The following is a 24,227-nucleotide window of genomic DNA, read 5'->3' on the forward strand; positions in this document are numbered from 1 at the left end:
GGGCGGCCGCCGATGGCAAGACGCCCGTCCTGAAACTCGATTTCCAGCGCGCCCGCCTGTTCGGCCGACGCCCGGGAGGTGACCACCTGCCCGCCCGACCGGACCACGGCAAAGCCCCGGCGCAAAGTTTCCTGATAGCTCAGCCCCGCGCGCATCCTCTCCAGTGCCTCAAGCCGGGCCCGGCGCCGGTCGAAATCGCTGGCAAGCGCTGCGCGAAGCCGCGCCTCAAGCCGGGCCAGCGCCTCCTGCCCCGAGACGGTGCGGCGGTCCAGAAGCTCCGGACGCAGTCGGCGGGACAGGGCCACAAGGTCGGCGCGGCGCTGGCGGACCAGCCGGTCGAGCGCGGGGGCAATGCGGGCGGCGCGGTCCTCGGTCCGGCGGCGTTCGTCCGCGACCCGGCGGCGCAGCGCCGCGGGGCGCAGCACCGCCGCCGCCTCTGACAGGCGCAACCGTTCGCGCGCGACCCGGGCCGACAGCGCCGCGGGCAGCCGCTCGGCCGCGCGGTCCAGACGCTGGGCCGCGAAATTCAGAAGCGTCTCGGGCCGGGGCAGCGCGCGGGCCAGATCCGCCAGCCGCTGGCGCCGCTGTGTCAAGAGCCGCCCAAGCGCCGCCGAACGCCGTGCCTCGAGCCCGTCGAGCGCGGCGATCAGGTCCAGCCGCACCGGCACCGCCATCTCGGCCGCCGCCGTGGGCGTGGGCGCGCGCCGGTCGGCGGCATAGTCGATCAGCGTTGTATCGGTCTCGTGGCCGACCGCCGAGATCAGCGGAATGTCCGACTCGGCCGCAGCGCGCACCACGATTTCCTCGTTGAAGCCCCACAGATCTTCCAGGCTGCCGCCGCCGCGGGCCACGATCAGCAGATCCGGCCGGGGGATCGCGCCGCCCTCGGGCAGGGCGTTGAAACCACGGATCGCACGGGCCACCTCGGGGGCACAGGCCGCGCCCTGTACGGCGACGGGCCAGATCAGCACATGGCGCGGAAACCGGTCGCCCAGCCGGTGCAGGATGTCGCGGATCACCGCCCCCGAGGGCGAGGTCACCACGCCGATCACCCGTGGCAGATAGGGCAGCGCGCGCTTGCGCTCGGCCGCGAAAAGCCCTTCGGCCGCCAACGCCGCCTTGCGCTTTTCCAGCATCGCCATTAGCGCGCCGACACCCGCAGGCGCGATATCCTCGATCACCATCTGATAGCGCGACTGGCCGCCGAAGGTGGTCAGCCGCCCGGTCGCGATCACCTCCATGCCCTCCTCGGGCCGGGTCGCCAGCCGCTGCGCGGTGCCCTTCCAGATCACCGAGGCCAGCACGTTTCGATCGTCCTTGAGGTCGAGATAGATATGCCCCGAACGCGGCAGGCTGACCCGCCCGACCTCGCCGCGCACGCGGACATGCGAAAAGGCGCCCTCGACCGTGCGCTTCACCGCGCCGGAGATTTCCGACACGGTGTATTCCGGGGAATTCGGGCTGGGGCCGTCGGGGCCCTCGTCGTCGATGAGATCGGACATGGACCTTTCGTGCCCAAAATCCCGGGCGCGTTCAACTGTCCTTGTGCCTCTCCTGTCGTGCGAAGCAGCTCAGGCAGGAACCGACTCCAGCACCGGCCCCAGCGACAGTTCGCGCAGATAGACCGAGACGCCGCGCGGCGTGGTCAGATCGACGCGCATCGCGCCCCGCGTGGTCCAGGCCAGATAGTCCGCGCCCTGCACCAGCGCCGCCTCGGTCGCAGGCCCGAAAGCCCCGTCGATCCGCGCCGCGTAAAGCCCGACCTCGCGCAGTTCGGCCTGAACCGCCGCGCGCTCTTCGGGCGCCAGGCGACCGAAGCCAAGTTCCAGCAGATCGGGGCGGTAGGCCCCGCCCGGACGGCCATGCGGGGCGGGGGCGAAGGGAGCGAAGGCAATGGCGCGTCGGTTCATCGGATCACCTGGATTGCAGAGACTGGTGTGGAGGGGGCGGTTAACGAAAGGTTTATTCGTCTGATCTGCCCCCGCCGCCGGGCATGGCTGGGGACAAACCAAGGCGATTTCGCGGTCGCTTGCCCGGGGCCGCCGCGCAGCCTACAAGGCGCCGGACGAGAGCTTGGCGAAAGGCGGCAGATGAACATCCTCATTCTCGGCGGCGGCGGGCGGGAACATGCGCTGGCCTGGGCGATCCTGCAGAACCCGAAATGCGACCGGCTGATCGTGGCGCCGGGCAATGCCGGGATCGCGGCCATCGCCGAATGCGCGACGCTCGACATCGAGGATGGCGGCGCGGTCGCGGCCTTCGCCGAGGAGAACGCGGTCGATTTCGTGGTGATCGGCCCCGAGGCGCCGCTGGCCGCGGGCGTGGCCGACCGGCTGGAGGCCGCGGGCATCCTCTGCTTCGGACCGAGCCGGGCGGCCTCGGCACTGGAAAGCTCGAAAAGCTTCACCAAGGCGATCTGCGATGCCTGCAACGCCCCAACCGCGGGCTATGGCCATTTCACCGATGCCGGGGCCGCGAAGGCCCATGTCCGCGCCTCGGGCGCGCCGATCGTGGTCAAGGCCGACGGTCTCGCCGCCGGCAAGGGCGTGATCGTGGCGATGACCCTAGCCGAGGCCGAGGCCGCCATCGACGACATGTTCGGCGGCGCCTTCGGGGGCGCGGGCGCCGAGGTGGTGATCGAGGAATTCATGGAGGGCGAGGAAGCCTCGTTCTTCGTCCTGTGCGACGGCACCGACGTGCTGGCCATCGGCACCGCTCAGGACCACAAGCGCGTGGGCGAGGGCGATACCGGCCCCAATACCGGCGGCATGGGCGCCTATTCCCCGGCCCCGGTGATGACCGAGACGGTCTGCGCGAAGGCGATGGAAGACATCGTCAAGCCGACCGTGGCCGAGATGGCACGGCGCGGTACGCCCTACAAGGGCGTGCTTTATGCCGGGCTGATGGTCCGGGACGGCCAGCCCCGGCTGGTCGAATACAATGTCCGCTTTGGCGACCCGGAAGCCCAGGTGCTGATGATGCGGCTTGGCGGACAGGCGCTCGACCTGATGCTGGCCTGCGCCGAGGGCCGTCTTGCCGACGCGAAGGTCAACTGGGCCGACGACCATGCCATGACCGTGGTGATGGCCGCCAAGGGCTATCCCGGCGCCTATGAGAAGGGCTCGGTCATCGGCGGGCTCGACGCCCTGCCCGCCGACAGCTTCCGGATGGTGTTTCATGCCGGCACCCGCGCCGAGGACGGCAAGGTGACGGCAGCCGGCGGCCGGGTGCTGAACGTGACCGCGCGGGGCGCAAGCCTCGCCGAGGCGCGCGAGCGGGCCTATGACATGGTCGACGGGATCGACTGGCCCGAGGGCTTCTACCGGCGCGACATCGGCTGGCGGGCGCTCTAGCGCCGCCGCACTCAGATCAGCAGCACCAGCATCAGGATCGACACCAGCAGAAGCGCCATGCCGAGGATCTCGGCCGCGCGCAGCTTTTCCTTGAAGACCAGCACCGAGGCGAGGATCGAGAAGATCAGCTCGACCTGGCCGAGGCTGCGGACATAGGCGGCGTTCTGCAGCGCGAAGGCGGTGAACCAGCCCGCGCTGCCCAGCACGCCCGCCACCCCCACCGGCAGCACCGATGTCCAGGTGCGGGCCACCCGGGCCAGCTCGCCCGGTTCGCGCCAGGCCATCCAGGCCGCCATGGCCAGCGTCTGCATCGCGGTCACGCAGCTGAGCGCCATCAGCGCCCGCAACAGCGGGTCGGCATTGTCGACCTGCAGCGTCGCGCCGCGATAGCCGATGGCCGACAACCCGAACAGCCCGCCCGCCAGCAGCCCGAGCCCCAGCGCACGGTAGGAAACGCCCGCCCCGCGCCAGCCTCCCGGCGGGCGCGACAGCGCGATCACGCCCAGAACGCCGACCGCGATGGCCGCCATCCCCGGCGCCGAGACCGGCTCGCCCAGCAAAAGCGCCGAGAAGGCCGCAACCTGGATCGCCTCGGTCTTGGTGAAGGCCATCCCGACCGCGAATGACCGTTCCGAGAACAGCGCGACGGTGGCGAAAGTGGCGATGATCTGCGCCAGCCCGCCGGTCGCGGCATGGGCCCAGAAGGCGGGGGTCAGGCCGGGCAGCGCCTCGCCCCGGATCGCCAGCAGGGCGGCAAGCCCCGCCGCCGCCAGCGGCGCGGCGAAGACGAAACGCGAAAACGTGGCCCCGGCGGTCGAAAGCCCAAGTCCCCTCAGCCGCTTTTGCAGCATGAACCGGACGGTCTGCACCGCCGCCGCCCCGAGGGTCACGATTACCCAAAGATCCACCTGGCTCTCCTCGTCGGCTCAGCGGCAGGCGGCCGCGGCGGCAAAGCCCGCCGGGCTGGGCGGATGCGGCAGCGCGCGGCGCGAGACCTGCCCGCCGCTCAGCCGCACCGCGATGACGCGCTGCCAGTCGGGATCGGCCAGCAGAAGCTCGGGCGTGCCGCCACAGGTCCGAAGGCCGCCCGAGATGACATCGTCGCCGATCCGGTGGTTGGTCAGCCCCTCGGCCCCGGCCACCGGCACCAGACGCCCGGCCTCGAGCCGCCAGATCCGCAGCACCCGCGCCCGGTGCGGGCGGTCGATGTAGGCAATCTCGACCCGGCCGTCGCCGTCGAGATCGGCCGCCCCGGCCGGGGCGAGCCAGCGATAGGGCTGGCCAATGAAGGGCGTCGCCGCGATCAGCCCGTCAGCGCCATAGACCGACAGACGCGCGCCCCGGGCGAGGTCGGTTTCGACCGCCAGAATCTCGGGGGCGCCGTCGCCGTCGAGATCCGCGAGCCGGGGCGCCAGATCCTCGAAGACCCGGGTGTCGGGCAGGACGATCCGCCGGGTCCCGCCTTTCGACAGGCGCAGCACGAGGCTGCCCCATTCCAGCCGGTCGCCCAGCACCCCGTGATCGTAGCGCGCTGTCGGGTCGGCATAGCGGGCCGCGGCGATCCGCGCCGAGGCCCCGTCGCGGGCTGAGGCAGGCAGGGCCCCGGCCAGCAGCAACGCGGCCACCAGCAGGGCCGCGCCGCGCATCAGATCTGCTTTTCGGGCATCTGCACGATCAGCCCGTCCAGGGCATCGGTGACCTTCAGCTGGCAGGTCAGGCGCGAGCGCTTGGGGTCGGTGGCATAGGCGAAGTCCAGCATGTCCGCCTCCATGTCCTCGATCGCCGGAAGCCGGTCGACCCAGTCGGGATGGACATAGGCATGACAGGTCGAACAGGCGCAGGCGCCGCCACAATCGGCGTCGATCCCGGGAATGGCGTTGTCGCGCGCGCCTTCCATCACTGTCAGCCCGTTGGCCACCTCGATGACATGCTCGGTGCCGTTATGTTCGATATAGGTGATCTTCGCCATCGCTGTCCCCTGCTCATAGCCCTCTGTCGCGGCCGGGATAGTCGAGCCGTGCCGCTTTTTCCAGCGAAAGCGGAAAGGCTTGCGCGCACGCCCATGTGTTCTATTTTCGTTCTCATGGCTACCCGTCCCTACGACCCCGAAATGCCGCCCGCGCCGGACTGGCCTCGCCCGCCCCGGGCGATCCCGCACGGGCTGCTGGACCTGCCGCCCTCCGGGGCGCGGGTGACGGTGGCGGGGCTGGTGCTGGTGCGACAGCGGCCGGGCACCGCCAAGGGCGTGATCTTCGTCACGCTGGAGGATGAAACCGGCGTCTGCAACGTGGTGGTCTGGGCCAAGGTGTTCGAACGGTTCCGCCGGGCGGTGATCGCCGCCCGGCTGATGCGGGTGACGGGGCGCGTCCAGCGCGAGGCGGGCGTGACCCATGTGATCGCCGAGCATGTCGAGGACATCTCCGGGATGCTGGACGACCTGCTGCGCCCCGATCTGTGCCGGGCGGGCGACCAGCCCTCCTAAGCCAGCCGCCCCCACCGACGCCGCAAAAGAAAGGAGCGCCCGTGGAAAGGCGCCCCCAGACGACCCGGAGGGGTCATATCCGAACCGGCCTATTGCGCGACCGATAGCGCGACGAAGCGAGGCTCGCCCTGGCGGCGGACCAGCAGCAGCAGCGACTTGCGCCCGGCGTCCCGCGCCTCCTCGATCCGTTCCTGCAGATCGGCGGCGGTCGCGACCTTGCGCTGACCGGCCTCGGTGATGACATCGCCCGAACGGAGCCCCTTGGCATAGGCCTCGCCGGTTTCGTCGATATCGGTCACGGCCAGCCCGTCGGTCACGGTGCCGACACCCAGCTGGTCGCGCAGCTCGTCGGTCAGCGGCACCAGCGTCATCCCGAGGACCTCGGCCGCTTCGGCTTCGGGCGCGGAGGGCGCGTCCGTGCCCGGGGCCGCCCCTCCTTCGGCGGTCTCGCGCCGGCCCAGCGTCACCAGCAAGGTCTGAGTCTTGCCCTGGCGGAAGACAATCACCCGTACCGCCTTGCCGACCGGCGCATTGCCCACCTGGCGCACCAGACCGTGGGTGTCCTGCACGTCCACGCCGTCGAAGGACAGGATCACGTCGCCCGACTGCATCCCGGCCTCGGCCGCCGGGCCTTCGGGCACGTCGGTCACCACGGCGCCCCGCGCCTGATCGAGCCCAAGCGCCTCGGCCATGTCGGGCGTCACATCCTGGATCCGCACGCCCAGCCAGCCGCGCCGGGTCTCGCCGAATTCCTTGAGTTGCGAGACGACATTGGCCACCACCTCGGAGGACATCGCAAAGCCGATCCCGATCGAGCCGCCGGTGGGCGACAGGATCGCGGTATTCACGCCGACGACCTCGCCGTCCATGTTGAAGAGCGGCCCGCCCGAATTGCCCTTGTTGATGGCGGCATCGGTCTGCAGGAAATCGTCATAGGTGCCGCTGAGCGCCCGGCCGCGGGCCGAGATGATCCCGGCCGAGACCGAAAACCCCTGCCCCAGCGGGTTGCCCATCGCCATCACCCAGTCGCCGACGCGCATCATCTCGCTTTTGCCGAAGGGCACGAAGGGCAGCGGCTTGTCGCTTTGCACCTTCAGCAGCGCGATGTCGGTATTGGGGTCGGTGCCGACCACCTTGGCCTCAAGCGTGCCGCCCTGAAAAAGCTCGATCTGGATCTCGTCGGCCTTCTCGATAACGTGGTTGTTGGTGACGATGTAGCCGTCTTCCGAGATCAGAAAGCCCGAGCCCAGCGCCTGGCTGCGTCGCGGCGGCATGTTGGGGCTGCCGTCGGGGTTCATGAAATCGCGGAAGAAATCCTCGAAGGGCGAGCCCTCGGGCACCAGCGGGTTCGGCCCGGCATGGCCCTCGATGGTGGTCGAGGTGGTGATGTTGACCACCGCCGGGCTGACCTTGTCGGCAAGATCGGCAAAGCTTTCCGGTGCCGCGCGCGCCAGGGCCAGACTGGCCTGCGCCAGCAGGAGCGCCGCGCCCAGCATCAACGCCCAGACCGGACGCAGCCGTGCGGGCGACACGCCCCGGACCGAAAGGGAGATGGCCTGCGATGTCACCGATATGTCCTCCTGGAAGATATGCCAACGCCCCCAGCACAAGGGACCGACGCCTGTGTCTTATGCGGCCTTGGGCCGCCCGCACGCAATACGGGTGCTGGCGCAGCCGCCTCAACAGGCCGTGAGCAGCACCGGACCCGAGTGTTTCATCCCCAGAGCGATCGGGCAACCCAGACGATTGCGGTGCCCAGCGCCACCGCCCCCAGACCGATCGCCCGCCGCGTCTCGAGCGGGATGCGGCGGATCAGCTCCAGCGCCTGTTCCAGGCGCCAAGGGGCCAGTGCGAACACCAGCCCCTCGAAGACCAGGGCCATCCCGAGCCCCAGGACAATCATGTCCATCCTCAGTTGGACGTCGGGGCCTGCGCCGGAGCCGGGGCGGCCGCAGGCCGGTCGGCCTGCCTGAGATACTCGAAGAACTCGCTGTCAGGCGACAGCACCATCGACGCCTTCCCCTTGCCCAGCGCTTCCTTGTAGGCGTTGAGCGAGCGGTAGAACTCGAAGAACTCCTCGTCGGCACCGAAGGCCTCGGCGAAGACCCGGTTCCGCTGGGCATCGGCCTGACCGCGGATGATCTCGGACTCGCGCCGGGCATCCGACACAAGCTCGACCACGGTCCGGTCGGACTGGGCGCGGATGCGCTGCGCCGCCTCATCGCCGCGGGCGATTTCGTCGGCAGCCTCGCGTTCGCGTTCGGCCCGCATCCGCGCGAAGGTCGCCTCGAGGTTCTGTTCAGGCAGGTCGGTGCGCTTGAGCCGAACGTCCACGATCTCGAGCCCCAGCCCCTGCGCCTCTTCGGCGGCGGCGTTGCGGATCCGCATCATCAGCGCGGCCCGGTCGGAACTGAGAATGTCGTTGGACGAGACCGACCCCAGCACCTCGCGGGTATTGGCGCGCAGCACGCTGTCGAGCCGGTCCTCGGCGGCGCGGATGCCGCCCACGCCGACCGCCTGACGGAACTGGACCACATCGGCGATCCGGTAGCGGGCGAAGGCATCGACCACCAGGCGGCGGTCGTCCGAGGGCGTCACTTCCAGCGGGTCGATATCGCGGCTGAGGATGCGGTCGTCATATTTCACCACTTCCTGGATCAGCGGAACCTTGAAGGCGAGCCCGGGCTCGGCCTTGACCGCCTTGACCTGGCCGAACTGCAGCACCAGCGCGCGTTCGCGTTCGTCGACGATGAAGACCGACGACAAGGCGGTTGCACCGACGAGGATCGCCAGGGGGATGAGGAATGCCGATTTCTTCATGGATCAGTTCCCCCCTCTGGCGGAATCGGTGCGGCGAAGATCGTTCAGGGGCAGGTAGGGCACCACGCCGCCAGTTCCGGTCAGGTCCTTGTCGAGCATGATCATGTCGACCTTGCCCAGCACCTCTTCCATGGTTTCCAGATAGAGCCGCTTGCGGGTCACCTCGGGCGCCTTGGTGTATTCGTCCAGCACCGCGGTAAAGCGGCTGGCCTCGCCCTCGGCCTCGTTGACGACGCGGGCACGATAGCCCTCGGCCTCTTCGAGGATCTGCGCCGCCTCGCCGCGCGCACCGGCCACGACGCGGTTGGCATAGGCATCGGCCTGTTTCTCAAGCCGGTCGCGTTCCTGTTCGGCGGCCTGCACCTCGCGGAAGCTGTCGATGACTTCCTTGGGCGGGTCGGCCTTGTCGAAGTTCACGCGGACGACGTTCATGCCGGAATCGTAGCTGTCGAGCGTCTGCTGGATCAGGTCCGTCAGCCGCGAGGCGATCAGCCCGCGGTCGCGGTTCAGGATCGGCGCCAGTTCGGACTGGGCGATGATCTCGCGCATGGCCGATTCGGACACGGCGCGGATGGTCTGGCGCGGATCGCGCAGGTTGAACAGGAACTTCGCCGGATCGTTGATGTTCCACACCACCTGGAAGTCGATATCGACAATGTTCTCGTCGCCGGTCAGCATCAGCCCGGCATCGGCGCCGGCCCGGCCCACGCCCATGTCCTCGGTCTGTTCGCGGGTGACCGGGATCACCTCGGCGCTGACCACCGGCCAGGGCGCGAAGTTCAGACCCGGATTGCCGGTCTGCAGATAGCGGCCGAGGAAAAGCTCGACCGACTGTTCTTCCGGCTTGACGGTGTAGAACGAGGCCCAGGCCCAGGCCACGCCCGCCGCCAGCACCGCCAGCGCGACGCCGGTCCGGGTGAATTTGGGGCCGCCCCCGCGTCCGCCGCGCCCGCCCATCAGGACGCGCAGCTGCTCCTGGCCCCGGCGCATCAGCTCGTCGATTTCAGGGATCTGGGGCGGCTCGTCGCCCGGGCCGCGCCCTCCGCCGCCCCGGTTGCCTCCGCCGCCCTGTCCGGAGCCTCCGCTCCCCCAGGGACCGCCACTATTTCCAGCCATATGGGGTCTTACCTCTTGTCTTGCCCAATCTCGTTCTCGTTTTCGCGATGTCTGCTGTAACTGGTCACCGCGCGCCCGAATTCAACCCGTGCGGACCGGCGCCTTCAGCGTCACCAGCTCTTCGGCCATGGTCGGATGCACCGCGACCGTCCGGTCGAAGTCCTCCTTGGTCGCGCCCATCTTGATCGCGACCGCCGCAAGCTGGATCATTTCCGCAGCGTGATCGGCGACGATATGACAGCCCAGAACCTTGCGGCTGCCGGTCTCGACGATCAGCTTCATCATCACCCGGTCGGGCCGCCCGGCAAAGCCCGACTGCATCGGCCGGAAGGCAGTCGAATAGACCTCGATCGGGCCGTGGCTGCGCGCTTCTTCCTCGGTCATGCCGACCGCGCCATATTCAGGCTGGGTGAAAACCGCACCCGGCACCAGCTCGTGATCGGCGCGGGTGGGGTTGGCCTTGAACACGGTCTCGACAAAGGCCGCGCCCTCGCGGATCGCGACCGGGGTCAGCGCGACCCGGTCGGTCACGTCGCCCACCGCATAGACCGAGGGCACCGAGCTTTGCGACCAGGCATCGACCTCGACCCCGCCATTCGGCTTCAGCCGCACGCCCGCCTCTTCAAGCCCCATGCCGTCGGTATTCGGCCGCCGCCCGGTGGCGAACAGCACCGCATCGAAGACCGCGTCGCGCCCGTCGGTGGCCTTGACCCAAAGCCCGTCCTCGACCCGGTCGATGCGCTGCACGTTGCAGCCCACGCGCAGGTCCACTCCCTGGGCGCACATCGCCCCGGCGATATGGCCGCGCGCCTCGTCGTCGAAGCCGCGCAGGATCTGCGCGCCGCGATAGAACTGCGTGACCTCGACCCCGAGCCCGTTGAGGATGCAGGCAAACTCGCAGGCGATATAGCCGCCGCCGACGATCAGGATGCGATCTGGAAGGCGTTCGAACAGAAAGACGTCGTTCGAGGTGATCGCCAGATCGGACCCCGGAAACTCGGGCACGAAGGGGCGCCCGCCGGTCGCGATCAGGATATGGCGCGCGGTCTTCTCGATGCCGTTGGCCAGCCGGACCGTATGCGGATCGGCCAGTACCGCGCGGCTGTCGAAGATCTCGACGCCCGCGCGCTCGAGATTGCCCCGGTAGACGCCCTCGAGCCGGGTCAGTTCCTCGTCGAGCCGCGCCCGGAAGACCGGCCAGTCGAACTCGCCGATCTGGGCCTGCCAGCCATAGGCGCGGGCCTCCTCGACGGCGCCCGGATAGCCCGAGGCGAAGACCATCAGCTTTTTCGGCACGCAGCCCCGGATCACGCAGGTGCCGCCCATCCGGTATTCCTCGGCCAGGCCGACCCGGGCGCCGGCCTCGGCTGCCGCCAGCCGCGCCGCGCGCACCCCGCCAGAGCCGCCGCCGATGACGAAAAGATCGTAGTCGAAGCTCATGTGGCCCCCTCAGAGATCGGCGAAGAGATTGTCGCTTTCGGCCATCTCGACCCGGGCCTCCTCGCTGCCCTCGGCATCGCGCAGCTCGGCCCGTCCGTCGGGATGGCCGATCACCACCGCGTCGCAGATGTCGATGAACAGCCCGTTCTCGACCACACCCGGGATCTGGTTCAGCACAAGCGCCAGCTGGCGCGGATTGCCGATCCGGCCCAGATGCAGGTCCAGAACCAGATTGCCCTCGTCGGTCCGGAACGGCGTCTCGCCCGCCATCCGCAGCGTGATCTCGCGCCCCAGGACATCAAGCCCCTCCAGCGCCTCGGCAATCAGCTTGCGGCTCGCCGTCCAGCCGAAGCCGATCACCTCGACCGGCAGCGGAAACGCCCCAAGCTGGGCCACCGCCTTGGCGGGATCGGCGATCACCACCATCCGGTCGGACGCGGTCGCCACGATCTTTTCCTGCAGATGCGCGCCGCCGCCGCCCTTGATCAGGTTGAAGGCCGGATCGAATTCGTCGGCGCCGTCGATGGTCAGGTCAAGCCAGCGCGCATCCTCAAGGCTGACCACGTCGATGCCAACCTCGCGGGCCAGTGCCGCGGTCCGGCTCGAGGTCGGCACGGCGGTGATCGACAGCCCCTCGTTACGGACCCGCGCGCCGAGGCTTTTCACCAGCCAGGCGGCGGTCGAGCCGGTGCCGAGCCCGACGCGCATGCCGTCCTCGACCAGATCGGCGGCGCGGCGCCCGGCGACGTATTTGGCCATTTCTATGGGGGAAAGCTCTGCGCCCATGGTCCCACTCCTCTTGCAGTCCCAGCCGTTATAGACGCCCACCGCCAGCGCGGCGAGGCCGAATTGCCCGGCGCGCAGGGCGGGTTGCGAGAGAACGGGAAAGCCAAGGAGAGGGTCGTCGGGGCCGCGGCCGTCCATTCCGGCGCCGACCGGACCCCGGGGACCAGATTGGCAGGGAAGACTTGCCGTGGGGTTACCGATCCGCGCGGAGCGCCGCGATCACCCCCTGCAGCATCTCGGAAAAGCGCGCGCGGTCGCCGGGCGCAAGGCGCGCCAGCGCGCGGGCATTGACCTCGGTCGCGGCCTCGGTCGCGGGCGCCTCCAGCGCGCGGGCCCGGTCGGTCAGCCGCACCCGGCGCGCGCGCCGGTCGGCCGCGTCGGGTTCGCGCGTGATCAGCCCGTCGCGTTCCATCCGGTTCAGCGTGTTGGCCATGGTCGCCTGTTCCACATCCAGCCGCTCGACCAGATCGCGCTGGGTCAGCCCGTCTTCGCGCCAAAGCTCCAGCAACACCATGAACTGCCCCGGCATCAGCCCCAGAGGCGCGATCCGCCGGGTCAGCGCCGCCGCGAACAGCCGCGCCATGTGGTTGGCGAGATATCCCGCCGAGTCGTCCTTGTCGAAACTCATGGGCCGTTCTAGCATTGCATAGCCCGCTATTCAATGTCATATTGCATAGCAGGCTATTCATATAAGGGAATCGTCATGGAACCGAAACCGACCGAAAGACTGCCTGCCCCAGGACTGCATGCCGCCGCCGGCACGCTGGGCCTCGGTCTCATCGCCTGCTTCTGGCTGTCGACGCTGGGCGCCGAGCTGTTCGGCACGCCCACCCAGATCGCGGCGGTCAAGACCGCGATCCCCTACGGGCTTGTCCTGCTGGTACCCGCTCTGATCGCCGCCGGGGCGGGCGGCGCCCGGCTGGCGCAGCATCGTCGCGGCCCGCTTGTGGCCCGCAAGACCCGGCGGATGCGGATCGTCGCGATGAACGGCCTTCTGATCCTCGTGCCGTCGGCCCTGTTTCTGGCGCGCAAGGCAGAGGCACAGGACTTCGACGCGGCCTTCATCGTCGTGCAACTGGCCGAGCTTGTCGCGGGTGCGGCCAACCTCATGCTGCTGGGCGCCAACCTGCGGGACGGCCTCGCGATGCGCGGTCTTCGCCCCGCATTGCGCTGAGCGCCCGCCGAAGGTCGCTTTCGGAATGGACTTGCGCCCGCCGCACGCCACCTTGAGCGGAAAGGGAGACGCGCATGTACCTGTCCGTTTTCGACATCTTCAAGATTGGCATCGGCCCCTCCTCGTCGCATACGATGGGGCCGATGGTGGCGGCCGCGCGGTTTCTGGACACCCTGCGCGGCTCGCCCTTTCACCCGGTGGGCCTCCGCGCCTCGCTGCACGGGTCGCTGGCCTTCACCGGCATCGGCCATGCCACCGACCGGGCCGTGATCCTGGGGCTCGACGGGGTCACGCCCGAGGCCTATGACGCCGCCGCCGCCGAAACCGCGCTGGCACGGATCCGGGCCACCGCCGAGGTGCGGCCCGGCGGGCTGCCGCCGTTGCGCTTCGACCCGGCGACCGATCTGGTCTTCGATTACGAAAGCCCCCTGCCCGGGCACGCCAACGGCATGACGCTTTCGGCCACCGACGCCCAGGGCGACGTGCTGGCCACCGAAACCTATTATTCGATCGGCGGCGGCTTCGTGCGCACCGAAGCCGAGCTTGCCGCGGGCGACCCGGTCGATCAGGGCTGCGAAGGCCCGGTCCCCTTCCCCTTCGGCAGCGCAGCCGAGATGCTGGAGATGGCGCGCGCCTCGGGCCGGTCCATCGCCGCGATGAAGCGCACGAACGAACTGGCGCGGATGAGCCCCGCCGCGCTCGAGACGGGGCTTGCGCGGATCTGGTCGGCGATGTCGGACTGCATCGAGCGCGGGCTTGCCACCGATGGCGGCCTGCCGGGCGGGCTGGGCATCCGCCGCCGCGCCCATGCGATCCACAGCGCGTTAATGGCCGAGCGCGGCATGAACCTGACGCCGCCCCACACCATCAACGACTGGATGAGCGTCTATGCCATGGCCGTGAACGAAGAGAACGCGGCCGGCGGGCAAGTGGTGACGGCGCCCACAAACGGCGCGGCCGGGGTGGTTCCCGCCACGATCCGCTACTGGCTGAGCCATGTGCCCGCCGCACAGCCCTCGAGGATCGGGGATTTCCTGCTGACCGCGGCGGCAATCGGCGGGCTGATCAAGCACAACGCCTCGATCTCGGGCGCCGAATGCGGCTGTCAGGCCGAAGTGGGCTCGGCCTCGGCGATGGCGGCTGCGGGATTGGCGGCGGTGATGGGCGGCAGCCCCGAACAGGTCGAGAACGCCGCCGAGATTGCGCTGGAGCACCATCTGGGCATGACCTGCGACCCGGTGAAGGGGCTGGTGCAGGTGCCCTGTATCGAACGCAACGGGCTGGGCGCGATCAAGGCGGTTTCGGCGGCGTCGCTGGCGCTGCGCGGCGACGGACGGCATTTCGTGCCGCTCGACGCCTGCATCGAGACCATGCGCCAAACCGGCCGCGACATGAGCGAGAAATACAAGGAAACCGCGCTGGGGGGGCTTGCGGTCAACGTGCCGAATTGCTGACCGGGCGCAAAGGGCACGCCCGGCCCCAATCGGCTATCCGTTCATCTTTGAGAGTTTCTGCTGCAATTCGGCAAGTTGCCGCTTGATCTCGTCCAGCTCATTCGGCCCGCCCTCGTCATCGTCCTCGCCAGGACCTGAACCGCCTGCCCAATTGCCCGTCATCGCCTTCAGAAACGCCTCCTGCTGGGCCTGAAGCGCCTCGAAACCGGGCATTGCCATCGGATTGATGCGACCGAAATTCTCGATCATCTTCGACTGCCCGTCGCGCAGCATCTCGAAGCTTGCGGCCAGGAATTGCGGCACCACGCTTTGCGCCGAGGTCGTATAACTGCGCACGAGATCGTTCAGCACGTTGATCGGCAGGACGCTTTCGCCCTTGCTTTCATGTTCGGCGATGATCTGCAGAAGGTACTGGCGCGTGAGATCGTCGCCGCTTTTCAGATCGACGATCTTCACGTCCCGGCCAGACCGGATCACCTTGGCGATGTCCTCCAGCGTCACGTAATCGCTGGTCTCGGTGTTGTAGAGACGTCGGCTGGCATAGCGCTTGATCAGCAGCGGCTCTTTCGCTTCGGTCACGGACTGTCCTCCTCCCCCCGGTGGCTGCAACGCCCATGGCGCGGCGCCCCATGTTGCAGCGCAGAGAGCTTAGGCGCGCCCGCAGCAAAAAGAAAGGGCGGGCACGCAAAGTGCCCACCCTTCCGGAACTGGTCCGGCGACAGGGAGGAATGGTCGGCCGGACGCCCCGGCCGATCAGGCCTTGTCGGCCGCCATGGTCGAGGTGGCCTTTTTCGCGGTCTTGGTCGCGGTCGCGGTGGCTTTCTTCATCGCCGAGGTCGCATCCTCGGAGAAGTCCTTGCCCGCGGCCAGCATCAGCTCGACGGTTTCCATCTGAACCTTCTTCGCCACTTCCGCGAAGGCGGCCATGTTTTCGGCCGCCATCTCGGCCGAGGACGACGCGAAGTCGGTCATGGCCTTGGTGTAATCGGTGGGCTCGTCCTTGAGCGTGGTCACCTCGCCGACCTTGGACAGGGTGTCCTTGGTCCACTTGGCGGAAATCTCGGTCGATTTCTCGGCGGCCTCAAGCGCGACCTTCGACATCTTCTCGGCCAGGGCCGCCTGGGTCTTGAAGGCGTCCTGCATGGTGGTCGGGTCCATCGAGAACGCCGACATCATGTCCTGCATCATCTTGGTGAAATCTTGTGCGTCAGCCATGGGTCTCTCTCCTCTTACGGGCATCAAGCGCCCGAACTCTGCTGTGATCCGAGGATTAAGATACACGCTGCAGCGCAGCATTTCAAGATGTTTATGCTGCACTGCAGCATTCCCAGCAAGACCCTGATTCAGGATGCGTTTTTGCCCAGAACATAGGTTCCAGGAGCATCGCCGAGCAGCGTGCACCCCGCGATTCCCGGCTCGCGAGCGGGAATCTGCTTGCCCGAGCGGCGCTTCAGCCAGGCCTCCCAGCGCGGCCACCAGGACCCTTCGGTGAACTCGGCGCTCTCGCGCCAGGCCGCGGCCGACAGATCCTTCATCGGCGCATCGTTGACGTAATGGCCGTATTTCTTCTTGTCGGGCGGGTTCACGATGCCCGCGATATGCCCCGACTGCGACAGGATGAAGGTCTTGTTGGTCGACCCCATCTTGCGCACACCCTCATAGCTGGCCGCCCAGGCCGCGATATGGTCGGTCTCGCAGGCCACCGCGCAGAGCGGCAGCCGCACCTCCGAGATATGCACCCGCTCGCCGCAAATCTCGAACCCGTCGCTGGCAAAGCGGTCCTCCTGACAGAGCCCGCGCAGATACTCGACCACCATCCGCGCCGGCAGATTGGTGGAATCCCCGTTCCAGTACAGCAGGTCGAAGGCAGGCGGGGCCTCGCCCATCATGTAATTGCGGATCGCGGGCCGGTAGATCAGGTCATTCGACCGCAGGAAAGAGAAGGTCCGCGACATGAAGAAACTGTCGAGAAACCCCTTCTGCGTCACCTCGCGCTCGATCCCGTCGACGAAATCGTTGTCGAGAAAGACCCCGACCTCGCCCTGATCGGAGAAGTCCGTCAGCGTCGTGAAGAAGGTGGCCGACCGCACCGACGTGTCGCCGCGCTTCTGCATCAGCGCCAGCGTCAGCGCCAGCGTCGTGCCCGCGATGCAGTAGCCGACCGCGTTGACCTTGTCCTCGCCGGTGATCGCCTTCACCTCGGCGATGGCGGCCAGGTAGCCCTCCTGAACGTAGTCGTCCATGCCGACCTCGGCATAGCTGGCATCGGGATTGACCCAGGACACCACGAAGACGGTGTAGCCCTGCCCGACCAGCCAGCGGATCAGCGATTTCGGCGGGGTCAGGTCGAGGATGTAGAACTTGTTGATCCAGGGCGGGAAGATCAGAATCGGAGTGGCATAGACAGTCTCGGTCGTGGGCGCGTACTGGATCAGTTCCAGCATCCGGTTGCGGAACACGACCTTGCCCGGCGCGGTTGCCAGATTGCCGCCCACCTGGAAGGCCTCGCGATTGGCCAGCGTCACCAGAATTTCGCCGTCATTGGCCTCGATGTCGCGTACGAGGTTTTCCAGCCCGTCGACCAGCGACTGCCCGTCGGTCGCCACCGCGCGCTCCAGAGCCTCGGGATTGGTGCCAAGGAAATTCGCGGGCGACATCAGATCGACGATCTGCTGGGTGAAATACTCAAGCCGCTTGGCATCGCGCGGCGCGAGCCCGTCGATATCCTTGACGGCGTTCGAGATCGCCTCGGCGCTCATCAGGTATTGCTGCTTGATGTAGTTGAAATACGGATGCGTCTGCCAGAGCGGGTTGGAAAAGCGCGGGTCCTTCGGGGTGTTGTCGGTCGGCGCCTGCAGCTTGCCGCGGGCCAGCGCCTCCTGCGCCTCGACGAAATGCTTCAGCGCCTTGCCCCAGTAGGACACCTGATGCTCGATCAGCTTCGAGGGGTTCTGCATCATCTCGGTCACGTAGGCGGCGGCCGCCTTCATGTAGAGATCGTGCCCCGGCGCCTGCAGGTTCGGATCGATCCGCCGCTTTTTCGCCACCGCGGCGACCAGACGCTCGGTCAGGTCTTCCATCTTGGCGATGTTCTCGTTCAGCCGTTCGAGATTGGTGGCCGACAGTTCAGCTTTCGTTGCATCTTCTTTTGTTGTCACGGCGTTGTTTCCCCCTTAACCTTCGCAGATGCAGCATGGGCGCCCAGCCGACCGTTGTGGCCGGCCCCCGATATACCATCGCAGATGGAGTGGCGAATGAAATTCATGACGACCTACGACCTGATGGAAACCGCGCGCAACACGAACCAGTGGTTCGGAGCTACCGCCCGCGCGCTGGGGTCCTATCCGGCCGTCGCCATGGTTCCCTCCCCGCTCTTCCGGATGGTCGCCGCCTGGGGCGAGGTCACCGAACGCACCTTCGCCCGCATGGTGGCAAAGCCCGACTGGAACATCAACACCGTGGTGGGTGCCGACGGGCGCGACCATATCGTTTCGGTCGAGAAATGCGTGACCCGGCCGTTCGGCGATTTGATCCATTTCAAGGTGCATGGCCGACCGCAGATGCGGCGCCGGGTGATGCTGGTGGCGCCGATGTCGGGGCATTATGCCACCCTGCTGCGATCGACCGTGGCGAGCCTTCTGCCCGATTGCGACGTCTACATCACCGACTGGCACAATGCCCGCGACATCCCCGTGTCGCAGGGCAAGTTCGATATCGAGGACTACACGCTGTACCTCGTCGATTTCCTCAAGCATCTCGGCCCCGACACCCATGTCATCGCGGTCTGCCAGCCCGCGCCGCTGGCGCTGGCCGCGACGGCCTATCTCGCCGGGGAAGACCCTGCAGCCCAGCCCCGCACCCTGACCCTGATCGGCGGGCCGATCGACCCCGATGCGGCGGCCACCGACGTCACCGATTTCGGCCGGCGGGTCACGATGGGCCAGCTTGAACAACTGGTGATCCAGCGGGTCGGGTTCAAGTATGCGGGGGTCGGGCGGCTGGTCTATCCGGGCATGCTGCAACTCGCGTCGTTCATGTCGATGAACGGCGACCGCCACACCCGCGCCTTTTCCGAACAGATCCTGCGCACGGCAAAGGGTGAGTCGGGCGATCACGACAAGCACAACCGCTTTTATGACGAGTATCTGGCGGTGATGGACATGACCGCCGAATTCTATCTTTCGACCGTCGACCGGGTCTTCAAGCGGCGCGAGATCGCGCAGAACGTCTTTTCGGTCGACGGGCGCAAGGTCGATATCGCGGCGATCACCGATGTCGCGGTCAAGACTGTCGAGGGCGCCAATGACGATATCTCGGCGCCCGGCCAGTGCATCGCGGCGCTGGACCTGCTGACCGGGCTGCCGGCGCACAAGAAGGCCAGCCATCTGGAACCCGGGGCGGGCCATTACGGCATCTTCGCGGGCAAGAGCTGGCGCAACAATATCCGCCCGCTGGTGCTGGACTTCATCGACGCCAATTCGGGCGATCCGCAACCGGCGCGGGCGCATCTGAAATCGGTCTGACGCGGGACCGCGCCCGCTGGGCGCGGGCGCCTGCGGCGCGCGGGTATTTGGACCAAGAAGAAGACCCGAAGCGCCGATCCCGCGCGCGAACGGTCAGGTGACCTCGAGGATGGCCGTCTCGATCAGGGCAAGCGTTTCGGGCGTCGAAAAGCGGTGATCGGCGCCCTTCACCAGCGTCAGTCGAAGATCGGGCGCCTCGATCCGGTCGAGCAGGCGCAGCGCGACGCTGAGGTCCACATCCTCGTCGGCGGTGCCTTGCAGGAGCCGCACCGGTACGTTGAACGCGAGGGGCGCGCGCAGCACGAGGTTCCGGCGTCCGTCCTCGATCAGGCGGCGGGTGATGACATAGGGGCTGTCGGCATAGGCCGAGGCGATCTGGATCCGGCCCGCCGTCATCAGGTCATGCCGCTGGGCCTCGGAAAACCCGGCCCACATGCTGTCCTCGGTGAAATCGGGCGCGGCGGCGATGCCGACCAGGCCCGCCACGCGATGGGGCAGCGCCCGCGCCAGCAAAAGCGCGATCCAGCCACCCATCGACGAGCCCACCAGCACCTGCGGCCCTTGGGTCAACACCTCGAGCGCGGCGCGGGCATCGGCCGCCCAGTCGCCGATGGCGCCCTCGTCGAAACGGCCCGAGCTTTGGCCATGGCCGGAATAGTCGAACCGCAGGAAGGCGCGGCCCTGCGCCCGCGCCCAGGTTTCGAGATGGGCGGCCTTGGTACCCTCCATGTCCGACATGAAGCCACCGAGAAAGACGATGCCGGGCCCCTGCCCTTCGCTGCGGTGATAGGCCAGACGGCGGCCCTCGGGCGTGGTCAGCATCTGCGGTTCGGTCATCGGTCCCGGCCTCCTTCGCGGTCTTCTTTTTCTGCGCCCGGACGCTAGGCGCGCGGCCCGGCCGAGGCAAGGCCCGGCGGGGCCGCGGGCCTTGCGGAGACCGCCGAATTGGAGTTTTCTCCGGCCATGACTGGACCCCGTTTCACCCCGCTCGTCGACAGCCTTCCCGCCACCGTGCCGTTCGTCGGCCCCGAAACGCTGGAGCGCGGCCGCGGTCGGCCGTTCCGGGCGCGTCTCGGCGCCAATGAAAGCCTTTTCGGCCCCTCGCCGAAGGCGGTCGCCGCGATGCAGGCCGCGGTGCGCGAGGTCTGGAAATACGGCGACGCCCAGAACCACGAGCTGCGCCTGGCGCTGGCCGAGGCGCATGGGGTCGCGCCCGACTGCATCATGGTCGGCGAGGGGATCGACGGGCTGCTGGGCTATCTGGTGCGGCTGGTGGTCGGGCCAGGCGACGCGGTGGTGACCTCCGAAGGGGCCTATCCGACCTTCAACTACCATGTCGTGGGCTTCGGCGGCGCGCTGCACAAGGTGCCTTATCGCGACGACCACGAAGACCCGGACGCGCTGATCGGCAAGGCCGCCGAGCTGGGCGCCAAGCTGGTTTATCTGTCGAACCCCGACAACCCGATGGGCACCTGGCTTCCGGCCGGTCGGGTGCAGGCGATGATCGAGGCGGTGCCCGAGGGCACGCTGATGGTGCTGGACGAGGCCTATGTCGAATTCGCCCCCGACGGCACCGCACCCGCCATCGACCCCGAGGACCCGCGGGTGATCCGGTTCCGGACATTTTCCAAGATCCACGGGCTGGCCGGGGCGCGGGTGGGCTATGCCGTCGCTTCGGCGCCGCTGATCGCCGCCTTCGAGAAGGTGCGCAACCATTTCGGCATGTGCCGGATCAGCCAGGCCGGGGCGCTGGCCTCGCTGGCCGACACCGCCTGGCTGGCCGAGGTCAAGGCCCAGGTCGCCGAGGGCCGCGCCATGATCGCCCGGATCGCCGAGGCCAACGGGCTGACCCCTCTGCCCTCGGCCACCAATTTCGTGACGGTCGATTGCGGCGCCGACGGCGATTTCGCGCGGCGCGTGCTGGCCGAACTGGCCCTGCGCGATGTCTTCGCCCGGATGCCGGGGGTGGCGCCGCTCGACCGCTGCATCCGGATCGCGGCCGGCCCCGAGGACCAGCTGGCAGTGCTGGCCGAGGAGTTGCCGAAGGCGCTGGCGGCCGCCCGGGGCTGAGGCCCCCACGTTTACCCATCGTCCGCCGATTCGTGGCAGTCTGTCGGCATGACAGACCGCCCCGATCGCCCCGCCGCCGACACCTTCTTCCGCGCCTTTCTGGTGTCAGGCTTCTTCGCCTTCTTCGTGCTGCTGATCCTCGTCTGGGTGACGGCCGGCTACGGCTGGGCGCTGGCGCTGGCCGGCGCGATCTGGTTCGCGCTGCATCTGGCCGCCACCGCCTGACCGCTCACAGGGGCCACAGCAGCGGGATCAGCAACGCCGACAACAGACCCATGGTCAGGTTCAGCGGAATCCCCACGCGCAGGAAATCGGTGAAGCGGTAGCCGCCGGGGCCGTAGACCATCATGTTGGTCTGATAGCCGATGGGGGTCGCGAAACTGGCCGAGGCGGCGATCATGACCGCCACCACCAGCGGCCGCGGATCGACGCCAAGCGCATGGCCCAGCCCCACGGCAATCGGGGTCACGACGACGGCAACCGCGTTGTTGGTGACCAGTTCGGTCAGCACCGAGGTCAGAAGGTAAACCGCCCAGACCACGAAAAAGGGCGGCAGTTCGGCCAGATAGGGCGCCAGCCCGTCGACGATCAGCTTGACCGCACCCGAGGCTTCCAGCGCCGCGCCGACCGCCAGCATGGCGAAGATCAGCGCCAGCAAGCGGCCCTCGACAAAGGTGAAGGCCTCTTCGGCATCGATGCAGCGCGCCGCCAGCACCACCGCGACCGCTGCCACCGCCAGCATCAGGATCGGCGCGACACCCAGCGCCGCCAGCGCCACGATGCCCACCAGCGCGCCGATGGCAATGGGCGCCTGGGTCCGGCGATAGGCGCGGCCCGAGGGATGGGTGATGTCGACCAGCCCCATATCGGCGGCCAGCCGCTTGATGTCGGCGGGCGCGCCCTCCAGCAGCAGGGTGTCGCCGACGCGCACCACCAGATCGTCAAGCTGGCGCCCGATATTCTGGTTCCGCCGGTGCGCGGCCAGCACGTAGACCCCGAATTTCCGCCTCAGCCGCAGCGAGCCCAGCGTCTGTCCGATCATCTTGCAGCCGGGCGAGATCAGCACTTCGACCGTCGAGGTCTCGACCGCCGACAGCTGATCGACCCGGCGCAACGACTTGTTGCGCTGCAGCGACAGCAATTCGGTCACCTGGGTCCGCAACACCACCCGGTCGCCGGTCTGCAACGTCACGCCGCCAAGATTGCGCCGGAGCGACTCGTCGCCCCGGATCACGTCGATCAGCCGGACGCCCTCGCGCTTGAACAGCTGCACGCCAGTGACCTCGCGGCCAATCAGGTTGCTGTCGGGCGGGATCACCGCCTCGGTGAAGAACTTCATCTTCGACTTGTCGGACAGAAGGTCGGCCATGCTGTCGCGGGCGGGCAGCAACCGGCGCCCGAAGACGCGCAGATAGATCATCCCCCAGGCGACCAGTACCAGTGCCAGCGGCGTCACCTCGAAGATCGAGAAGGGCTCCAGCCCCTGGGCCCGCGCCACCCCGTCGACCAGCAGGTTGGTCGAGGTGCCGATCAGCGTCAATGTGCCCCCGAGGATCGCAGCATAGCTGAGCGGGATCAGAAGCTTCGAGGCCGAGACCCCGAGGCTGCGCGACAGTTGCACGAAGACCGGCAGCATCACCACCACGACCGGCGTGTTCGATACGAAGGCGGACGAGATCAGCACGAAACCCATCAGCGTGGCAATGGCGCGCCTGGGCTTCTGCTTGCCGCCGCGCTCGGCGGCATGGATCACCCAGTCAAGCGCGCCGGTCCTAACCAGCGCCCCCATCACCAGGAACATCGCGGCGATGGTCCAGGGGGCGGGGTTCGACAGCACCCGCAGCGCATCCTCGTAGGGCAGGATGCCCAGAACCAGCATCACCGTGGCGCCGCAGATCGCGATCACCTCGGCAGGATAGCGTTCGCGCACGAAGGCCACGAACATCGCGGCCACGACCGCCAGCGCCAGCAGCGCCATGCCGGTGGGGGGGAGCGAAAGCGGGATCATCGACGGCCCTTCACTGGCTTCAGGACAAGTATGTGCGCCCGGCCCGGCCTCGGCAAGCGATGCGGCCCGGGTCGGCAAGGTCGCGGCGGCCAACGCGGATTGCTCCGCCCGGCCGCGCGCCGTCGCAGGAAAGATCGCCCCGAGGGCGTCCGGTCGGCCCGCAAGGGGCTGCCGTCATGGCGCGGCCTGCTCCAGCCGTCCGCCCTGGCGGATCATGCGCACGCGCGTGGCGCGGCCGGTGCGGTCGTCGGTCTCGACATAGACGCCCGACAGGGTCGCCTCGCCCATGGCCGGAGTAAAGCGCGTCTTCGACATGCCGGTGATGAAGCGGCGCATCGGTTCGGCCTTGTCCATGCCGATGACCGAATCGTAATCGCCGCACATGCCGGCATCGGTCAGATAGGCGGTGCCGTCGGGCAGGATCTGGGCGTCGCCGGTCGGCACATGGGTATGGGTGCCGACGACAAGACTGGCGCGGCCGTCGCAATAATGGCCCAGTGCCATCTTCTCGGACGTCGCCTCGCAATGCACGTCGACCACTGCCGCCTGGGCCAGCCCCCCCAGCGGATGCGCCTTCAAGACGGTCTCGATGGCCGAGAACGGGTCGTCGAAGGGCCGCTTCATGAAGACCTGGCCAAGCACCTGCGCGACCAGCACCTTGCGCCCGCCCCGGGCGTTGAACAGCCGCGCGCCCTTGCCCGGCGCCCCCTTGGCGAAGTTCAGCGGCCGCAGGACGCGCGGTTCCTGCTCGATGAAACCCAGCATGTCCTTCTGGTCGAAGGCATGATCGCCCAGCGTCACGCAATCCGCCCCGGCCTCGAGCAGCCCCTTGGCATGGGCGGGCGTCAGCCCGGCCCCCGACGAGGCGTTCTCTCCGTTGACCACAACGAAATCGAGGCCCCAGGCCTCGCGCAGGGCCGGAAGGCGGTCGGCCACGGCCGACCGGCCCGAGCGGCCCATCACATCTCCGAGGAACAGCAATTTCATGGCCGTCAGCCCTA

General features: G+C 68.2%; 25 protein-coding genes. 7 read left to right on the forward strand and 18 right to left on the reverse strand.

Annotated elements, in window-relative coordinates:
* The coding region (gene xseA, locus BYZ73_RS01385) for an exodeoxyribonuclease VII large subunit (RefSeq protein WP_112314614.1) at window positions 1-1,502 on the reverse strand (1,502 nt) is incomplete at its 3' end.
* Window positions 1,503-1,571: 69 nt separating this feature from the next.
* Window positions 1,572-1,910 (reverse strand): peptidoglycan-binding domain-containing protein, encoded by a 339-nt coding sequence (locus tag BYZ73_RS01390; RefSeq protein ID WP_112314615.1) that lies wholly within the window; start codon window positions 1,908-1,910, stop codon window positions 1,572-1,574.
* 180 nt (window positions 1,911-2,090) lie between these two features.
* Here BYZ73_RS01390 and purD point away from each other — a divergent pair, with 180 nt between their 5' ends.
* Window positions 2,091-3,353 carry a phosphoribosylamine--glycine ligase gene (gene purD / locus BYZ73_RS01395; RefSeq protein ID WP_112314616.1) on the forward strand — a complete coding sequence of 421 codons (1,263 nt, stop codon included), beginning with the start codon at window positions 2,091-2,093 and terminating at the stop codon, window positions 3,351-3,353.
* Window positions 3,354-3,364: 11 nt separating this feature from the next.
* On the opposite strand, the gene BYZ73_RS01400 is transcribed toward purD, so the two are convergent.
* The 3 genes from BYZ73_RS01400 to BYZ73_RS01410 are packed head-to-tail and all read right to left on the reverse strand — an operon-like array spanning window position 3,365 to window position 5,322.
* Window positions 3,365-4,261 (reverse strand): EamA family transporter, encoded by an 897-nt coding sequence (locus BYZ73_RS01400; RefSeq protein ID WP_112314617.1) that lies wholly within the window; start codon window positions 4,259-4,261, stop codon window positions 3,365-3,367.
* Window positions 4,262-4,279: 18 nt separating this feature from the next.
* Window positions 4,280-4,999 carry an FG-GAP repeat domain-containing protein gene (locus BYZ73_RS01405; RefSeq protein ID WP_112314618.1) on the reverse strand — a complete coding sequence of 240 codons (720 nt, stop codon included), beginning with the start codon at window positions 4,997-4,999 and terminating at the stop codon, window positions 4,280-4,282.
* On the reverse strand, window positions 4,999-5,322 hold the full coding sequence (locus tag BYZ73_RS01410) for a 2Fe-2S iron-sulfur cluster-binding protein (RefSeq protein WP_108023951.1): 324 nt from the start codon (window positions 5,320-5,322) through the stop codon (window positions 4,999-5,001). The genes BYZ73_RS01405 and BYZ73_RS01410 overlap by 1 nt, the downstream gene beginning before the upstream one ends.
* A 114-nt stretch (window positions 5,323-5,436) precedes the next feature.
* Between BYZ73_RS01410 and BYZ73_RS01415 the strand changes: the two genes are divergently transcribed.
* Window positions 5,437-5,835 carry an OB-fold nucleic acid binding domain-containing protein gene (locus BYZ73_RS01415; RefSeq protein ID WP_112314810.1) on the forward strand — a complete coding sequence of 133 codons (399 nt, stop codon included), beginning with the start codon at window positions 5,437-5,439 and terminating at the stop codon, window positions 5,833-5,835.
* Window positions 5,836-5,924: 89 nt separating this feature from the next.
* Here BYZ73_RS01415 and BYZ73_RS01420 read toward each other — a convergent pair whose 3' ends face one another.
* The 7 genes from BYZ73_RS01420 to BYZ73_RS01450 all read right to left on the reverse strand — a co-directional run bounded on the left by BYZ73_RS01420 (window position 5,925) and on the right by BYZ73_RS01450 (window position 12,625).
* The gene (locus tag BYZ73_RS01420; RefSeq protein WP_425451054.1) at window positions 5,925-7,403 is read right to left on the reverse strand and encodes a Do family serine endopeptidase; all 1,479 of its coding nucleotides are present in this window, start codon (window positions 7,401-7,403) and stop codon (window positions 5,925-5,927) included.
* 146 nt (window positions 7,404-7,549) lie between these two features.
* On the reverse strand, window positions 7,550-7,744 hold the full coding sequence (locus tag BYZ73_RS01425; RefSeq protein WP_112314619.1) for a DUF2065 domain-containing protein: 195 nt from the start codon (window positions 7,742-7,744) through the stop codon (window positions 7,550-7,552).
* A gap of 2 nt (window positions 7,745-7,746) precedes the next feature.
* Complete coding sequence (gene hflC / locus BYZ73_RS01430) at window positions 7,747-8,655, reverse strand: protease modulator HflC (RefSeq protein WP_108023955.1); 909 nt, start codon at window positions 8,653-8,655, stop codon at window positions 7,747-7,749.
* A gap of 3 nt (window positions 8,656-8,658) precedes the next feature.
* On the reverse strand, window positions 8,659-9,771 hold the full coding sequence (gene hflK, locus BYZ73_RS01435) for an FtsH protease activity modulator HflK (RefSeq protein ID WP_112314620.1): 1,113 nt from the start codon (window positions 9,769-9,771) through the stop codon (window positions 8,659-8,661).
* Window positions 9,772-9,852: 81 nt separating this feature from the next.
* Window positions 9,853-11,211, reverse strand: a complete 1,359-nt coding sequence (gene gor / locus BYZ73_RS01440; RefSeq protein ID WP_112314621.1) for a glutathione-disulfide reductase — start codon at window positions 11,209-11,211, stop codon at window positions 9,853-9,855.
* A gap of 9 nt (window positions 11,212-11,220) precedes the next feature.
* Window positions 11,221-11,997, reverse strand: coding sequence for a ribose-5-phosphate isomerase RpiA (rpiA, locus tag BYZ73_RS01445; RefSeq protein WP_112314622.1), 777 nt, complete (start codon window positions 11,995-11,997; stop codon window positions 11,221-11,223).
* 193 nt (window positions 11,998-12,190) lie between these two features.
* Window positions 12,191-12,625 carry a MarR family winged helix-turn-helix transcriptional regulator gene (locus tag BYZ73_RS01450; RefSeq protein WP_112314623.1) on the reverse strand — a complete coding sequence of 145 codons (435 nt, stop codon included), beginning with the start codon at window positions 12,623-12,625 and terminating at the stop codon, window positions 12,191-12,193.
* A gap of 75 nt (window positions 12,626-12,700) precedes the next feature.
* On the opposite strand from BYZ73_RS01450, the gene BYZ73_RS01455 reads away from it, so the two are divergent.
* Window positions 12,701-13,171 carry a hypothetical protein gene (locus BYZ73_RS01455; protein WP_112314624.1) on the forward strand — a complete coding sequence of 157 codons (471 nt, stop codon included), beginning with the start codon at window positions 12,701-12,703 and terminating at the stop codon, window positions 13,169-13,171.
* Window positions 13,172-13,245: 74 nt separating this feature from the next.
* A complete protein-coding gene (locus tag BYZ73_RS01460; RefSeq protein WP_112314625.1) occupies window positions 13,246-14,625 on the forward strand; it encodes an L-serine ammonia-lyase in 1,380 nt (459 codons plus the stop codon).
* A 33-nt stretch (window positions 14,626-14,658) separates the two neighbouring features.
* Here BYZ73_RS01460 and phaR read toward each other — a convergent pair whose 3' ends face one another.
* The 3 genes from phaR to BYZ73_RS01475 form a co-directional block, all read right to left on the reverse strand.
* Window positions 14,659-15,204: a polyhydroxyalkanoate synthesis repressor PhaR gene (gene phaR, locus BYZ73_RS01465; RefSeq protein WP_112314626.1), complete on the reverse strand. Its 546-nt coding sequence runs from the start codon at window positions 15,202-15,204 to the stop codon at window positions 14,659-14,661.
* Window positions 15,205-15,378: 174 nt separating this feature from the next.
* Window positions 15,379-15,840 (reverse strand): phasin family protein, encoded by a 462-nt coding sequence (locus BYZ73_RS01470; RefSeq protein ID WP_112314627.1) that lies wholly within the window; start codon window positions 15,838-15,840, stop codon window positions 15,379-15,381.
* 128 nt (window positions 15,841-15,968) lie between these two features.
* Window positions 15,969-17,783 (reverse strand): PHA/PHB synthase family protein, encoded by a 1,815-nt coding sequence (locus tag BYZ73_RS01475; protein ID WP_425451055.1) that lies wholly within the window; start codon window positions 17,781-17,783, stop codon window positions 15,969-15,971.
* A gap of 96 nt (window positions 17,784-17,879) precedes the next feature.
* Between BYZ73_RS01475 and phaZ the strand changes: the two genes are divergently transcribed.
* Window positions 17,880-19,148, forward strand: a complete 1,269-nt coding sequence (gene phaZ / locus BYZ73_RS01480; RefSeq protein WP_108023970.1) for a polyhydroxyalkanoate depolymerase — start codon at window positions 17,880-17,882, stop codon at window positions 19,146-19,148.
* Window positions 19,149-19,241: 93 nt separating this feature from the next.
* Here the strand turns inward: phaZ and BYZ73_RS01485 are convergent, their stop codons facing one another.
* Window positions 19,242-19,985, reverse strand: a complete 744-nt coding sequence (locus BYZ73_RS01485; protein ID WP_112314628.1) for an alpha/beta fold hydrolase — start codon at window positions 19,983-19,985, stop codon at window positions 19,242-19,244.
* Between the two features lie 126 nt (window positions 19,986-20,111).
* Between BYZ73_RS01485 and BYZ73_RS01490 the strand changes: the two genes are divergently transcribed.
* Window positions 20,112-21,218, forward strand: coding sequence for a pyridoxal phosphate-dependent aminotransferase (locus tag BYZ73_RS01490; RefSeq protein WP_112314629.1), 1,107 nt, complete (start codon window positions 20,112-20,114; stop codon window positions 21,216-21,218).
* A 48-nt stretch (window positions 21,219-21,266) separates the two neighbouring features.
* The gene (locus tag BYZ73_RS22605; protein WP_181497929.1) at window positions 21,267-21,443 is read left to right on the forward strand and encodes a hypothetical protein; all 177 of its coding nucleotides are present in this window, start codon (window positions 21,267-21,269) and stop codon (window positions 21,441-21,443) included.
* A 4-nt stretch (window positions 21,444-21,447) separates the two neighbouring features.
* On the opposite strand, the gene BYZ73_RS01495 is transcribed toward BYZ73_RS22605, so the two are convergent.
* Window positions 21,448-23,226: an SLC13 family permease gene (locus tag BYZ73_RS01495; RefSeq protein ID WP_112314630.1), complete on the reverse strand. Its 1,779-nt coding sequence runs from the start codon at window positions 23,224-23,226 to the stop codon at window positions 21,448-21,450.
* Window positions 23,227-23,400: 174 nt separating this feature from the next.
* Window positions 23,401-24,213 carry a TIGR00282 family metallophosphoesterase gene (locus BYZ73_RS01500; protein ID WP_112314631.1) on the reverse strand — a complete coding sequence of 271 codons (813 nt, stop codon included), beginning with the start codon at window positions 24,211-24,213 and terminating at the stop codon, window positions 23,401-23,403.
* Between the last annotated feature and the right edge of the window lie 14 nt (window positions 24,214-24,227).

The organism is Rhodovulum viride, from assembly GCF_003265965.1.
Lineage (GTDB): Bacteria > Pseudomonadota > Alphaproteobacteria > Rhodobacterales > Rhodobacteraceae > Rhodovulum > Rhodovulum kholense.